The following is a 14,024-nucleotide window of genomic DNA, read 5'->3' on the forward strand; positions in this document are numbered from 1 at the left end:
AGAGGCGCACCGGCCGACGGCGGACCCACAGCAGAGCAACGACATGCACACTGCACGAAGGGGAAGCCATGACAGCGACGACCGACGGAAGCACCGGGGCTCTGCCGCCCCGCGCTGCCGCGGCCAGCGAAACCGACATCACCATCCCCGTGGCGGCCGGGGGACAAGAAGCCGCCGTACGCGCGGTACAGCGTGCCACCGAGAACCTGCTCGCCCGTCAGGACGCCGAGGGCTGGTGGAAGGGCGACCTCGAGACGAACGTCAGCATGGACGCCGAGGACCTGCTGCTCCGTCAGTTCCTGGGCATCCGCGACGAGGCGACCACGCGGGCCGCCGCCCTCTTCGTCCGCGGCAAACAGCGGGACGACGGCACCTGGGCCACCTTCCACGGCGGCCCTCCCGAACTCTCCGCCACCATCGAGGCGTACGTCGCGCTGCGCCTGGCCGGTGACGCCCCCGACGCGCCCCACATGGCCCGGGCCTCCGCCTGGGTCCGTGACCAGGGCGGCATCGCCTCCGCCCGGGTCTTCACCCGGATCTGGCTGGCCCTGTTCGGCTGGTGGAAGTGGGAGGACCTGCCCGAACTCCCGCCGGAACTCCTGTACTTCCCGAAGTGGTTCCCGCTCAGCATCTACAACTTCGGCTGCTGGGCCCGGCAGACGATCGTCCCGCTCACCGTCGTCTCGGCGAAACGCCCGGTGCGCCCGGCGCCGTTCCCGCTCGACGAACTGCACACGGACCCCGCCCGGCCCAACCCGCCCCGGCCGCTGGCCCCGGTGAACACCTGGGACGGGCTCTTCCAGCGGCTCGACAAGGTCGTCCGCGGCTACCGCACGGTCGCGGTGCGCCGGCTGCGCGGGGCGGCCCTGAACTCCGCCGCCCGCTGGATCGTCGAGCGGCAGGAGAACGACGGCGCCTGGGGCGGCATCCAGCCGCCGGCCGTGTACTCGATCATCGCCCTGCACCTGCTCGGCTACGACCTCGAACACCCCGTGATGCGTGCGGGGCTCGAGTCGCTGGATCGTTACGCCGTGTGGCGCGAGGACGGCTCCCGGATGATCGAGGCCTGCCAGTCGCCGGTGTGGGACACCTGCCTGGCGACCATCGCGCTCGCCGACGCCGGACTGCCCGCCGACCACCCGCAGCTGGTCAAGGCCGCCGACTGGATGCTCGGCGAGCAGATCGTGCGGCCGGGCGACTGGTCCGTGCGACGCCCCCAACTCCCGCCGGGCGGCTGGGCGTTCGAGTTCCACAACGACAACTACCCCGACATCGACGACACCGCCGAGGTCGTCCTGGCGCTGCGCCGTGTCGCGCACCACGACCCGGAGCGAGTGGAGAAGGCGATCGCCCGCGGGGTGCGCTGGAACCTCGGGATGCAGTCGAGGAACGGCGCGTGGGGCGCCTTCGACGTCGACAACACCAGCAGGTTCCCCAACCGGCTGCCGTTCTGCGACTTCGGCGAGGTCATCGACCCGCCGTCGGCGGACGTCACCGCGCACGTCGTCGAGATGCTCGCCGTCGAGGGCCTCTCCCACGACCCGCGCACCCGGCGCGGCATCGCCTGGCTGCTGGCCGAACAGGAGCCGGACGGCTCGTGGTTCGGCCGCTGGGGCGTCAACTACGTCTACGGCACCGGGTCGGTGGTGCCCGCGCTGGCCGCCGCCGGACTGCCCACGCAGCACCCCGCGATCCGCCGCGCGGTCGCCTGGCTGGAGCGGATGCAGAACGACGACGGCGGCTGGGGCGAGGACCTGCGCTCCTACCAGGACCCCGCCCGCTGGAGCGCCCGCGGCGCCTCGACGGCCTCGCAGACCGCCTGGGCGCTGATGGCGCTGCTGGCGGCGGGGGAGCGGGACTCGAAGGCCGTCGAACGCGGTGTCGCATGGCTGGCGGAGACCCAGCGGGAGGACGGCTCCTGGGACGAGCCGTACTTCACCGGCACCGGCTTCCCGTGGGACTTCTCGATCAACTACCACCTCTACCGCCAGGTCTTCCCGCTGACCGCGCTCGGCCGGTACGTCCACGGCGAACCGTTCTCCCGGAAGTCTCCCGCCGGGGCGGCTCCCGTCGAAGTCGTCGAGGCCGTCGAGGCCGTCGAGGTCAAGGGGAGCTGATGAGCACGAAGCCCGCCCTGCCCCCGCTGCTGATCGCCTGCGCGCTCGGCATCGAGCATCTCGCGCTGCGCATGGGCGACCGCGGTGGGGCCGGCGGGCCCGTCACCGTCCTGCGCTCGGGCATGGGGCCGAAGGCGGCCGAACGCTCCGTCACCCGGGTCCTGGCCGACCCGGTGCTCGACGGGGCGGCCGTCCTGGCCACGGGCTTCTGCGCCGGACTCGCCCCCGGTATGCACCCCGGCGACCTGGTGGTCGCCGAGGAGACCCGCGACCCACGGGGCACCGTCCCGTGCGTCGGCACCGAACTGCTCGTCAAGGAACTCGTGCGCACGCTGCCCGGGCGCACCGTCCACACCGGCCCCCTCACCGGCTCCGACCATGTCGTGCGCGGCCACGAGCGGGCGGACCTGCTCGCGAAGGGCGCGATCGCGGTCGACATGGAGTCGGCGGCCACGCTCCTGAGTGCCGTCCGTGCCGGCGGCCGCCCGGTTGCGGCCGTCCGGGTGGTCGTGGACGCTCCAGAACATGAACTCGTCCGGATCGGCACGGTGCGCGGTGGAATATCGGCTTTCCGCGTCCTTCGTTCCGTCCTGCCTGCATTCTTCGAATGGCACCGTAATGTGCTGCTCCCCCGGAGGTGAGCCGAATGGCCATGCCGCTGCGCCAGTCCATCAAGGTCGCTACATACCTCGCTGAACAGAAGCTCCGCAAGCGGGACAAGTTCCCGCTGATCGTGGAGCTGGAACCGCTCTTCGCCTGCAATCTCAAGTGCGAGGGCTGCGGCAAGATCCAGCACCCGGCGGGCGTGCTCAAGCAGCGCATGCCGGTCGCCCAGGCCGTGGGCGCGGTGCTGGAGTCCGGTGCGCCGATGGTGTCCATCGCGGGCGGTGAGCCCCTGATGCACCCTCAGATCGACGAGATCGCCCGGCAGTTGGTGGCGAAGAAGAAGTACGTCTTCCTCTGCACCAACGCCATGCTGCTGCGCAAGAAGATGGACAAGTTCACGCCGTCGCCCTACTTCGCCTTCGCCGTGCACATCGACGGGCTGCGCGAGCGGCACGACGAGTCGGTGGCCAAGGAGGGCGTCTTCGACGAGGCCGTGGCGGCGATCAAGGAGGCCAAGCGGCGCGGCTTCCGGGTGACCACCAACTCGACCTTCTTCAACACCGACACCCCGCAGACCATCATCGAGGTGCTCAACTTCCTCAACGACGACCTGCGCGTCGACGAGATGATGATCTCGCCCGCCTACGCCTACGAGAAGGCGCCCGACCAGGAGCACTTCCTCGGCGTGGAGCAGACCCGCGAGCTGTTCAAGAAGGCCTTCGCGGGCGGCAACCGGCGCAAGTGGCGGCTCAACCACTCCCCGCTGTTCCTCGACTTCCTCGAGGGCAAGGTCGACTTCCCGTGCACCGCCTGGGCGATCCCGAACTACTCCCTCTTCGGCTGGCAGCGCCCCTGCTACCTGATGAGCGACGGGTACGTGCCGACGTACCGCGAGCTGATCGAGGAGACCGACTGGGACAAGTACGGCCGCGGCAAGGACCCGCGCTGCGCCAACTGCATGGCGCACTGCGGCTACGAGCCCACCGCCGTCCTGGCCACCATGGGCTCGCTGAAGGAGTCGCTGCGCGCCCTGCGCGAGACGGTCTCCGGGAACCGGGAGTGAGGCCGTGACCGCAGTCTCCCTGGGCGTCCCCGGGGTACCGGCCCGGCCGATCGCCGAGCGGCGCGTGTCACGGCGGATCCACGTCGGGCCGGTGGCGGTCGGCGGCGGGGCCCCGGTGTCGGTGCAGTCGATGACGACGACCCGTACGTCCGACATCGGCGCCACCCTCCAGCAGATCGCCGAGCTGACGGCGTCCGGCTGCCAGATCGTGCGGGTCGCCTGCCCCACGCAGGACGACGCGGACGCCCTGGCCACCATCGCGCGCAAGTCGCAGATCCCGGTGATCGCGGACATCCACTTCCAGCCGAAGTACGTGTTCGCGGCGATCGAGGCCGGGTGCGCGGCCGTCCGCGTCAACCCTGGCAACATCAAACAGTTCGACGACAAGGTGAAGGAGATCGCGCGGGCCGCGGGGGAGCACGGCACGCCGATCAGGATCGGGGTCAACGCCGGCTCGCTGGACCGCCGGCTGCTCCAGAAGTACGGCAGGGCCACGCCGGAGGCGCTCGTGGAGAGCGCCCTGTGGGAGGCCTCCCTCTTCGAGGAGCACGGCTTCCGGGACATCAAGATCTCGGTCAAGCACAACGACCCGGTCGTGATGGTCGAGGCGTACCGGCAACTGGCGGCCCAATGCGACTATCCGCTGCATCTGGGCGTGACGGAGGCCGGCCCGGCGTTCCAGGGGACGATCAAGTCGGCGGTGGCCTTCGGGGCGCTGCTGGCGCAGGGCATCGGCGACACGATCCGCGTGTCGCTGAGCGCGCCGCCCGCCGAGGAGGTCAAGGTCGGCATCCAGATCCTGGAGTCCCTGAACCTCAAGCAGCGCCGCCTGGAGATCGTCTCCTGTCCGTCCTGCGGGCGGGCCCAGGTGGACGTCTACAAGCTGGCCGACGAGGTCACGGCCGGTCTGGAGGGCATGGAGGTGCCCTTGCGCGTCGCCGTCATGGGGTGTGTCGTCAACGGCCCCGGTGAGGCGCGGGAAGCGGATCTGGGGGTCGCCTCCGGCAACGGCAAGGGGCAGATCTTCGTGAAGGGCGAGGTCGTCAGGACCGTGCCCGAGTCGAAGATCGTGGAGACCCTCATCGAGGAAGCGATGAAGATCGCCGAACAGATGGAGCAGGACGGCGTCGCGGCGGGGGAGCCGGCCGTCACCGTGAGTTGAACAGCACGGACCTAAGGGGGCCCGACCGTGACGATCCTGGAGAACATCCGGCAGCCGCGCGACCTGAAGGCGCTGTCCGAGCCGGAACTCGGTCAACTGTCCGAAGAGATCAGGGAGTTCCTGGTGCACGCGGTCGCCAGGACCGGCGGACACCTCGGGCCCAACCTGGGGGTGGTGGAACTCACTGTCGCCCTGCACCGGGTCTTCGAGTCACCAGTGGACCGCATCCTGTGGGACACCGGTCACCAGAGCTACGTCCACAAGCTTCTGACGGGGCGTCAGGACTTCTCCAAGCTGCGCGGCAAGGGCGGCCTGTCTGGCTATCCCTCCCGTGAGGAGTCCGAGCACGACGTCATCGAGAACAGCCACGCCTCCACCGTCCTCGGCTGGGCCGACGGCCTGGCCAAGGCCCGGCAGGTGCAGGGCGAGAAGGGTCATGTCGTCGCGGTCATCGGCGACGGCGCGCTCACCGGCGGGATGGCCTGGGAAGCGCTGAACAACATCGCGGCCGCCCGGGACCGGCCTCTGATCATCGTCGTCAACGACAACGAGCGCTCCTACGCGCCGACCATCGGCGGGCTCGCCAACCACCTGGCCACCCTGCGCACCACCGACAGCTACGAGAAGGTGCTGGCCTGGGGGAAGGACGTACTCCTGAGCACGCCGGTGGTGGGTCACACGCTCTACGAGTCGCTGCACGGCGCGAAGAAGGGCTTCAAGGACGCGTTCGCCCCGCAGGGCATGTTCGAGGATCTCGGGCTGAAGTACGTCGGTCCGATCGACGGACACGACGTCAAGGCCGTGGAGTCGGCGCTCAGGCGGGCCAAGCGCTTCCACGGGCCGGTGCTGGTGCACTGCCTGACCGAGAAGGGGCGCGGCTACGAGCCGGCGATCGCGCACGAGGAGGACCACTTCCACACCGTCGGGGTGATGGACCCGCTGACCTGCGCGCCGCTCAGCCCCGCCGGCGGGCCGTCCTGGACCTCGGTGTTCGGCGAGGAGATCGTACGGATCGGTGAGGAGCGCGACGACGTCGTGGCGATCACGGCGGCCATGCTGCACCCGGTGGGGCTCGGCGCGTTCGCCGAGCGGTTCCCCGACCGGGTGTGGGACGTCGGGATCGCCGAGCAGCACGCGGCCGTCAGCGCCGCGGGCCTCGCGACCGGCGGGCTCCACCCCGTCGTCGCCGTCTACGCCACCTTCCTCAACCGCGCCTTCGACCAGCTGCTGATGGACGTGGCGCTGCACCGGTGCGGGGTGACGTTCGTGCTGGACCGGGCCGGCGTCACCGGGGTCGACGGGGCCTCGCACAACGGCATGTGGGACATGTCCGTCCTCCAGGTCGTCCCGGGCCTCAGGATCGCCGCCCCGCGCGACGCCGACCAGCTGCGCGCCCAGCTGCGGGAGGCGGTCGGCGTGGACGACGCGCCGACCCTGGTGCGCTTCCCGAAGGAGTCGGTCGGACCGGAGATCCCGGCGGTCGGCCGGGTGGGCGGTATGGACGTCCTGCACCGCGCCGACGCGGCCGACGTCCTGCTGGTGGCCGTCGGCGTGATGGCGCCGGTGTGCCTCCAGGCCGCCGAACTGCTGGAGGCGCGCGGCATCGACTGCACGGTCGTGGACCCCCGTTGGGTCAAACCCGTCGACCCGGCGCTGCCCGGCCTCGCCGCCGGGCACCGACTGGTGGCGGTCGTCGAGGACAACAGCCGTGCCGCCGGGGTCGGTTCCGCGGTGGCGCTGGCCCTGGGCGACGCCGAAGTCGACGTACCCGTACGGCGGTTCGGCATTCCGGAGCAGTTCCTCGCGCACGCCAAACGCGGGGAGGTGCTCGCCGACATCGGCCTCACACCGGTCGAGATCGCCGGGCGGATCAGCGCGAGTCTGGCCGTCAAGGACGCCGACGGCCCAGTCAAGGAGAAGGACGCATGACCAAGGAGTTCGATCTCGGCGCCCTCCTGGCCGAGCGCGGAGCCGAGCGCTACGAGCTGCACGCCAGATACCTCAACCACCAGCTCCCGCGCATGCTGCACACCATCGGCTTCGACAAGGTCTACGAGCGGGCCGAGGGCGCGCACTTCTGGGACGCGGACGGCAACGACTACCTGGACATGCTCGCCGGGTTCGGGGTGATGGGCCTGGGCCGCCACCATCCTGTGGTCCGCAGGGCGCTGCACGACGTCCTCGACGCCTCGCTCGCCGACCTCACCCGCTTCGACTGCCAGCCGCTGCCCGGGCTGCTGGCCGAACGGCTCCTGGCGCACAGCCCCCACCTGGACCGGGTGTTCTTCGGCAATAGCGGCACCGAGGCGGTCGAGACCGCGCTGAAGTTCGCCCGGCGGGCCACCGGGAAGCCGCGGATCCTGTACTGCGACCACGCCTTCCACGGTCTCACCACCGGCTCGCTGTCCGTCAACGGCGAGGACGGCTTCCGGGACGGCTTCGCCCCGCTGCTGCCCGACACGGCCGTCCCCCTCGGCGATCTCGACGCGCTGGCGCGGGAGCTGAGGAAGGGCGACGTGGCCGCCCTGATCGTCGAGCCGATCCAGGGCAAGGGCGTGCACGAGGCCCCGCCCGGCCATCTGCGCGCCGCGCAGGAACTGCTGCACCGGCACAAGGCGCTGCTCATCGCCGACGAGGTGCAGACCGGTCTCGGCCGGACCGGCGACTTCTACGCCTACCAGCACGAGGACGGCGTCGAACCGGACCTGGTCTGTGTGGCCAAGGCGCTCTCCGGCGGCTATGTGCCGGTGGGCGCCACCCTCGGCAAGGACTGGATCTTCAAGAAGGTGTTCTCGTCGATCGACCGGGTGCTGGTCCACTCGGCGAGCTTCGGCTCCAACGCCCAGGCCATGGCGGCGGGGCTCGCGGTCCTGTCCGTGATGGAGAACGAGCAGATCGTGGCGAACGCCCGGGCCATGGGCGACCTTCTGAAGTCGCGGCTGGCGGCCCTGACCGGCACCTACGAGCTGCTCGCCGACGTGCGGGGCCGGGGGCTGATGATCGGCATCGAGTTCGGCAGGCCGAAGTCGCTCAAGCTGCGCAGCCGGTGGGCCATGCTCCAGACCGCCCGCAAGGGGCTGTTCGCCCAGATGGTGGTCGTCCCGCTGCTCCAGCGGCACCGGATCCTCACCCAGGTCTCCGGCGACCACCTGGAGGTGATCAAGCTGATCCCGCCGCTGGTCATTGACGAACGGGACGTGGACCGGTTCATGGACGCCTTCACCGAGGTGATGGACGACGCCCACGGCGGCAACGGACTGGTGTGGGACTTCGGCAAGACGCTGATCAAGCAGGCGGTGGCCAACCGGTAGGCCCTCGCCGAGAGCCTTCTCCAGGGCTTTCGCCAAGCCTTCCCCAGGGCCTTCTCACTGCCTTCCGCGGGGCTTTCCCCAGGCTTTTGCCTCTAAGGCAACAAACTTGCCCCAAAGGCAAAGCTCGTGCTGAATGGACGTATGAGTTCGCCCGACTCCGCGTCCGACGCCCTGCCTGTCGTGGGGGGGGGGGGGGGGGGGGGGGGGGGGGGGGGGGGGGGGGGCGGGGGGGGGGGGGGGGGCACCCCCCCCCCCCCCCCCCCCCCCCCTCTCCTTCCCCCCCCCCCCCCCCCCCCCCCCTGCGCCGCCGGGCCGGTCTCACCCTGGAGGCCGCCGCCCGGGACGCCGGACTGTCACCGGCCCATCTGTCCCGTCTGGAGACGGGACAGCGTCAGCCCTCGCTGCCGATGCTGCTCGCGCTCGCCCGTGTCTACGGTACGACGGTCTCGGAGCTGCTCGGTGAACGGGCCGGCGACCGGGACGCCGTCGTCCGCGCCGCGGACATGGAACCGACCCGGGCCGGCGGCTGGACCTACTGGCCGGCCGGCGCGCCCGGACGGGGGATGCAGGCCCTGCGCGTGCTCGTGCCGCACGGCTCGCAGGGCGACATCGTGCGGGTGCACCCCGGGGAGGAGTGGCTGCACGTCCTGCGGGGGCGGCTGCGGCTGCGGCTCGGGGACACCGTGCACCTGCTCGGGCCCGGTGACAGCGCGCACTTCGACTCGCTGACCCCGCACCGCCTCGCCGCCGAGGACCCCGACGGCGTCGAGCTGCTCTTCGTCCACACCCTGCTGCAGAGCCCCACGGCCACCTTGTGCCTGGGCCCCACCCCTGGAGAGACGCCATGAGGAACACCGAGGAACGGCTGCCGCGCGGCATCTGGATCCGGCTGATCATCTACATCGCGGTGGGGCACGTCCTCGCGGCGTTCATCTGGCTGCTGTTCGAGGCGGGGGCCAACCAGTAGGGGGGTGGCCAACCGGTAGGGCGTGGCCGGCCGGTAGCGGGGCCAACCGGTCGGGGTGGGCCGGGGGGCCGCCGCCCCGGTCAGTCGAGCAGCCGTTCCCGCAGCCGCTCGCGGGTCGCGGAGGTGAGCCCGAGGCCCTGTTCCAGATAGGCGTCCACGCCGCCCCAGGTCTCCTCGATGGTCTCGAACGCCGCCGCCAGGTACTCCGCGCGGGCGTCGAAGAGCGGGCTGAGCAGCTCCATGACCTCGGGGGTGTACGCCGAGTCCGAGGAGCCGCCGCGCCGCACCTTGTAGCGGCGGTGCTTGGCGTTGGACTCCAGATAGTCGCCGAGGATCGCCTCGCGCTCCACGCCCAGGGCGAGCAGCGTCACCGCCACGGACAGACCCGCGCGGTCCTTGCCGGCCGCGCAGTGCATCAGGGCCGGGACGCTGTCCTCGGCGAGCGCGTGCAGCACCTGGGAGTGCTCGGCCGTGCGCTCGGCGACGATCCTGCGGTAAGAAGCGATCATGCGGTTCGCCGCCTTGCCGTCGCCGAGTATCCCGCGCAGCTGGTCGAGGTCGCCGTCGCGGACCATCTTCCAGAACTCCGCGCCGTCCGCCGGGTCCGACAGCGGCAGGTTCACATTGCGCACGCCCGGAAGATCGACGTCCGGACCCTCCAGCCGCTGGTCCGCCGCGTTGCGGAAGTCGAAGATCGTGTGCAGCCCCAGGGAGCCGAGGAACGCGGCGTCCTCGTCGGTCGCGTGCGCGAGATGGCCGCTGCGGAACAGCACGCCGTGCCGCACCCGCCGCCCGTCCACCGTCGGCAGACCGCCCACGTCCCGGAAATTGCGCACACCGGCCAGTTCGGGCTCGGTCGACGGGATCTGCTGCGTCACGGGGGCTCCCTCCCAGTCGGGTTCCGCCGGCGCGGCTCGTGTGGGCCGGGGGACACCTCGTCGACCATACGACATGGATTCCCCGGGCAACGGGTTGTCCACAGGGCGGCGCATCCGCCGTCTTCGCAGGTGAAGAGTTGTCCACAGGCGTTGCCCGGATACGCTTCCGCACTCGATTATGTTGATGCTTGATCGCACCTGTTCGAATCAGTGGGGGTTTGATGCCCGAGACCGTGATGCCCGAGATCGCCGCGGGTGGCCGTACCTGGCTCCTTTCGGGGCCCACGAGCAGTTACGCCCTCCATCTCACCGAGGCCGACGAGCTGATCCACCTGCACTGGGGGCCGCGGATCGCCCTCGCCGACGCCGAGGCCCTCGCCGCGGTCCCGCTCCAGGGCCGCGCGTCGTTCGAGTCCCACCTCGACGGTCACGAGGAGTACCCGGCCGAGGGCGGCCCCCGCTTCGTCAGGCCCGCCCTGTCCGTGCGCACCGCCGGGCGGCGCGGCACCGAGTGGACCTTCGAGACGTACGAGACCGAGGGCGACGAGCTGCGGCTGCGCTTCCGGGACGCCGGTCTGACGGTCACCCTGCACTACCGGATGCGCGGCGACGTCGTGGAGCGCCGGGCGACCCTGCGCAACGACGGCGACGAGCCCCTGGAGCTGCTGCGCGCCGACTCCGCCTCCTGGACCCTGCCCGAGCGTGACGGCTGGCGCCTGTCCCAGCTGCACGGCCGCTGGGCCGCAGAGTCCCGGCTGGTCCAGGCCCCCCTCACCTACGGTGAGAAGGTCATTGGCAGCCGCCGCGGCCACACCGGGCACCAGCACCTGCCCTGGGTCGCCCTCGACACCGACGCCACCGAGGAGCGCGGCGAGGTCTACGGCTGTGCTCTCGGCTGGTCCGGCTCCTGGCGCATCGCCGTCGCCCAACTCCCGGACGCGCGCGTGCAGATCACCGGCGGCGCCGGCTACGACGACTCCGGCCTGCTGATGCTCGCGACGGGGGAGTCCTTCACCACGCCCCTCTTCGCCGGTCTGTGGAGCGACGGCGGCTTCGGCGGCGCCAGCCGCACCTGGCACGCCTACCAGCGCGAGCAGGTGATCCCGGACGCCGAGCAGGACCGGCCGGTGCTGTTCAACTCCTGGGAGGCCACGTTCTTCGACATCTCCGAGGAGCAGCAGGCCACCTTGGCCCGGCGCGCCGCGGAGATCGGCGTCGAGCTGTTCGTCGTGGACGACGGCTGGTTCGGGGCCCGCACCAGCGACCGTGCCGGACTCGGCGACTGGCACCCCAACCCCGACCGCTTCCCGCACGGCCTGAAGCCGCTCGCCGACCAGGTGCACGCCCTCGGCATGCAGTTCGGCATCTGGGTCGAGCCCGAGATGGTCAACCCGGACAGCGACCTGTACCGGGCCCACCCCGACTGGGTGCAGTTCCAGCCGGGACGAAAGCGGACGGAATTCCGCAATCAGCTCATGTTGAACCTCGCGCGCGAGGACGTCCAGGAGTACCTCTGGGAGCAGCTCGACGGGCTCCTCTCCAGCGCCCCCATCGACTACGTCAAGTGGGACTTCAACCGCTGCTTCACCGACGCGGGCTGGCCGGACGACCCCTACCCGCAGCGCCTGTGGGTCGACCACGTCCGGGCCCTGTACGCCCTCCTGGACCGGCTGCGGGCCGCCCACCCCGGTGTCGCCTTCGAATCCTGCTCGGGCGGCGGCGGCCGCATCGACCTCGGGATCCTGAGCCGCACCGACCAGGTGTGGACCTCCGACAACACCGATCCGCTCGACCGGCTCGACATCCAGCACGGCTTCAGTCAGATCCACCCCGCCCGGGTGATGGCCGCCTGGGTCACCGACAGCCCCAACACCCAGCTCAACGACCGGGTCAGCTCGCTGCGCTTCCGGTTCGTCAGTGCCATGGCCGGGGTGCTCGGCGTCGGCGGGGACCTCTCCGAGTGGAGCACGGAGGAGCTGGCCGAAGCCCGGCGCTGGGTGGATCTCTACAAGGAGATCCGGCCGCTCGTGCAGCACGGCGACCTCTACCGGCTGCGGCCCCCGGCGGGCGGACCGAGTGCCGTGCAGTACGTGCGCGGCGCGGAGACCGTCGTCCTCGCCTGGCTCCAGGCACAGCGGTTCGGCGAGCCCGTTCCGGCGCTGCGGCTGCGCGGCCTGGACCCGACAGCATCGTACGAATGCCGCGAAACGGGCGAAGTGCACCGGGGTGCGGTGCTGCTGCACCACGGGCTGCGGACCGGACTGCGCGGTGACCTTGATGCGGCGGTTATCCGCCTCCGTCGCATCTGAGAGTTCTGTCCGAATTGGATCCTTCATTCCAACTCGCTCTGGAATAAAGGATCCTGGAGAGCTGCCAGTGAGCAGCGTCATACTCGTGACCGTGCGTCGCCCGTCATGTCCACGTAATTCACATGCTTTTCCAGGGGGTTGGGCGGAAAATAACGCTTTCGAAACACGGAGCGTCACCGGGAAAATTCACAGCGGATCAAGAGAAATGGGTTATCGGCACAACCTCTGCTTGTCCCTGTGCGTCGTGGTCGCTTACGTTCCAGACCAATCCGGACGGACGCCTAATCCTGCCGCCGTCCGGGGTCCGCACACTCACCCGTCCACGGCAGGAGCGGGGGACCCACAGGTAGAACCGCCTGTTCCGGTCCCGGAACAGGCTTTGGGGTAAAGCCGCGCCTCGGCGCGGCCGGACATCTCCAGTCCGCACCCGACAGCTCACCTCGCAGGCGCCGGAGAGGAATTCGCCATGCCCGCGAAGGGTAAGCACCGCCGCCCGAAGTCCCAGCGCTTCACCCGGTCCATCGCCGTCGCAGGAACCGGCGGAGCCGCGCTCGCCCTCCCCCTCATGGGGGCCACCGGCGCCCATGCGGCCACCACTCAGTCTGTTTCGGCGTCCACCGCGACCACGGTGTCGACTTCCGTCCCGGCATCGGTTTCCGCCTCGGTTTCCGCGTCGGTTTCGGAAAAGGCCGCGGAATCGGTTCCGGTCGCGCAGAAGTCGGCCGCCAAGGGCGCCGCGACGTACACCGTCCGGTCCGGCGACTACCTCTCGAGGATCGCCGACGAGCAGAACGTCAGCGGCGGCTGGCAGCGGCTGTACCAGGACAACCGTGAGGCCGTCGGCGAGAACCCGTCGCTGATCCACCCGGGCCTGAAGCTGTCGATCGGCAAGAAGGCCACGACCGGCTCCTCGTCGTCCGGTTCGACCGGTTCGGCCGGTTCCTCCTCCTCGTCCTCGAAGTCGTCCAAGTCGTCGACGTCGTCGTCCAAGTCCTCGCAGTCGTCGGAGTCTTCGCGGTCGTCGAAGTCCTCCTCGTCCGCCGGGTCCTCGGACTCGAAGGCGACCACCCAGGCCGCCGGCAACTCCACCGGCACCTCGGCCGGCGCCTCCGCCGGTTTCAGCCTGCCCGTAGCCGGTGCCACCGTCGGTACGCCGTACCGCATGTCGGGCAGCATGTGGTCCAGCGGTTACCACACCGGCGTCGACTTCGTCGTCCCGACCGGCACCTCCCTCAAGGCCGTGGCGGCGGGCACCGTCGTCTCCGCGGGCTGGGGCGGCGCGTACGGCAACCAGGTCGTCATCAAGCTCAACGACGGCTACTACGCGCAGTACGCCCACCTGTCCTCGCTCTCCGTCTCGGCCGGCCAGACCGTGTCGGCGGGCCAGCAGGTCGGCCTCTCCGGTGCCACCGGCAACGTGACCGGCCCGCACCTGCACTTCGAGATCCGCACCACGCCGAACTACGGCTCGGACGTGGACCCGGTCGCCTACCTCCGCTCGCACGGCGTCTCGGTCGGCTGACCCTCCCGCTCCACCCCTGCCTGACACGCCACCGAAGGCCGGACCCCGATCCCCGGGTCCGGCCTTCGGTGTGTCCGCACGGCATCCCT

10 protein-coding genes, 1 pseudogene and 1 riboswitch are annotated in these 14,024 nt (G+C 70.7%); of the genes and pseudogenes, 10 read left to right on the forward strand and 1 reads right to left on the reverse strand.

Translation table 11 applies throughout. From position 1 onward, the window contains the following. Positions 1 to 68: 68 nt before the first annotated feature. From shc to ACZ6D7_RS08720, 8 genes and pseudogenes are all read left to right on the forward strand, one after another. Positions 69 to 2,117 carry a squalene--hopene cyclase gene (shc, locus tag ACZ6D7_RS08685; RefSeq protein WP_469485598.1) on the forward strand — a complete coding sequence of 683 codons (2,049 nt, stop codon included), beginning with the start codon at positions 69 to 71 and terminating at the stop codon, positions 2,115 to 2,117. Next, positions 2,117 to 2,758, forward strand: a complete 642-nt coding sequence (locus ACZ6D7_RS08690; protein WP_469485601.1) for a phosphorylase family protein — start codon at positions 2,117 to 2,119, stop codon at positions 2,756 to 2,758. Before shc ends, ACZ6D7_RS08690 begins: the two co-directional genes overlap by 1 nt. A gap of 5 nt (positions 2,759 to 2,763) precedes the next feature. Continuing rightward, the gene (gene hpnH / locus ACZ6D7_RS08695; protein ID WP_469485603.1) at positions 2,764 to 3,786 is read left to right on the forward strand and encodes an adenosyl-hopene transferase HpnH; all 1,023 of its coding nucleotides are present in this window, start codon (positions 2,764 to 2,766) and stop codon (positions 3,784 to 3,786) included. Positions 3,787 to 3,790: 4 nt separating this feature from the next. Continuing rightward, positions 3,791 to 4,948, forward strand: coding sequence for a flavodoxin-dependent (E)-4-hydroxy-3-methylbut-2-enyl-diphosphate synthase (gene ispG / locus ACZ6D7_RS08700; protein ID WP_469485606.1), 1,158 nt, complete (start codon positions 3,791 to 3,793; stop codon positions 4,946 to 4,948). Positions 4,949 to 4,975: 27 nt separating this feature from the next. Continuing rightward, positions 4,976 to 6,877, forward strand: a complete 1,902-nt coding sequence (gene dxs / locus ACZ6D7_RS08705) for a 1-deoxy-D-xylulose-5-phosphate synthase (RefSeq protein WP_469485609.1) — start codon at positions 4,976 to 4,978, stop codon at positions 6,875 to 6,877. Beyond that, positions 6,874 to 8,259, forward strand: a complete 1,386-nt coding sequence (locus ACZ6D7_RS08710) for an aspartate aminotransferase family protein (RefSeq protein WP_469485612.1) — start codon at positions 6,874 to 6,876, stop codon at positions 8,257 to 8,259. Before dxs ends, ACZ6D7_RS08710 begins: the two co-directional genes overlap by 4 nt. 293 nt (positions 8,260 to 8,552) lie before the next feature. Then, positions 8,553 to 9,107: pseudogene (locus ACZ6D7_RS08715) on the forward strand (helix-turn-helix domain-containing protein); the annotation flags it as partial. Further along, positions 9,104 to 9,226, forward strand: a complete 123-nt coding sequence (locus ACZ6D7_RS08720) for a DUF6126 family protein (protein ID WP_469485614.1) — start codon at positions 9,104 to 9,106, stop codon at positions 9,224 to 9,226. The pseudogene ACZ6D7_RS08715 and the gene ACZ6D7_RS08720, both read left to right, overlap by 4 nt. A gap of 80 nt (positions 9,227 to 9,306) precedes the next feature. On the opposite strand, the gene ACZ6D7_RS08725 is transcribed toward ACZ6D7_RS08720, so the two are convergent. Further along, complete coding sequence (locus ACZ6D7_RS08725; RefSeq protein ID WP_469485617.1) at positions 9,307 to 10,104, reverse strand: tyrosine-protein phosphatase; 798 nt, start codon at positions 10,102 to 10,104, stop codon at positions 9,307 to 9,309. Between the two features lie 236 nt (positions 10,105 to 10,340). Between ACZ6D7_RS08725 and ACZ6D7_RS08730 the strand changes: the two genes are divergently transcribed. Both ACZ6D7_RS08730 and ACZ6D7_RS08735 read left to right on the forward strand, forming a co-directional pair. Beyond that, a complete protein-coding gene (locus ACZ6D7_RS08730) occupies positions 10,341 to 12,413 on the forward strand; it encodes an alpha-galactosidase (RefSeq protein WP_469486042.1) in 2,073 nt (690 codons plus the stop codon). A gap of 303 nt (positions 12,414 to 12,716) precedes the next feature. Continuing rightward, positions 12,717 to 12,875: riboswitch (cyclic di-AMP (ydaO/yuaA leader) on the forward strand. A gap of 4 nt (positions 12,876 to 12,879) precedes the next feature. Continuing rightward, on the forward strand, positions 12,880 to 13,935 hold the full coding sequence (locus ACZ6D7_RS08735; RefSeq protein ID WP_469485620.1) for a M23 family metallopeptidase: 1,056 nt from the start codon (positions 12,880 to 12,882) through the stop codon (positions 13,933 to 13,935). The last annotated feature ends 89 nt before the right edge of the window (positions 13,936 to 14,024 follow it).

It is taken from the genome of Streptomyces sp. NPDC041784, assembly GCF_055591025.1.

Excerpts from the sequence above, each read along its gene's own strand:
- shc (WP_469485598.1), top strand. The coding sequence starts at position 69 with ATGACAGCGACGACCGACGGAAGCACCGGGGCTCTGCCGCCCCGCGCT.
- ACZ6D7_RS08690 (WP_469485601.1), top strand. The coding sequence starts at position 2,117 with ATGAGCACGAAGCCCGCCCTGCCCCCGCTGCTGATCGCCTGCGCGCTC.
- hpnH (WP_469485603.1), top strand. The coding sequence starts at position 2,764 with ATGGCCATGCCGCTGCGCCAGTCCATCAAGGTCGCTACATACCTCGCT.
- ACZ6D7_RS08710 (WP_469485612.1), top strand. The coding sequence starts at position 6,874 with ATGACCAAGGAGTTCGATCTCGGCGCCCTCCTGGCCGAGCGCGGAGCC.
- ACZ6D7_RS08720 (WP_469485614.1), top strand. The coding sequence starts at position 9,104 with ATGAGGAACACCGAGGAACGGCTGCCGCGCGGCATCTGGATCCGGCTG.
- ACZ6D7_RS08730 (WP_469486042.1), top strand. The coding sequence starts at position 10,341 with ATGCCCGAGATCGCCGCGGGTGGCCGTACCTGGCTCCTTTCGGGGCCC.
- ACZ6D7_RS08735 (WP_469485620.1), top strand. The coding sequence starts at position 12,880 with ATGCCCGCGAAGGGTAAGCACCGCCGCCCGAAGTCCCAGCGCTTCACC.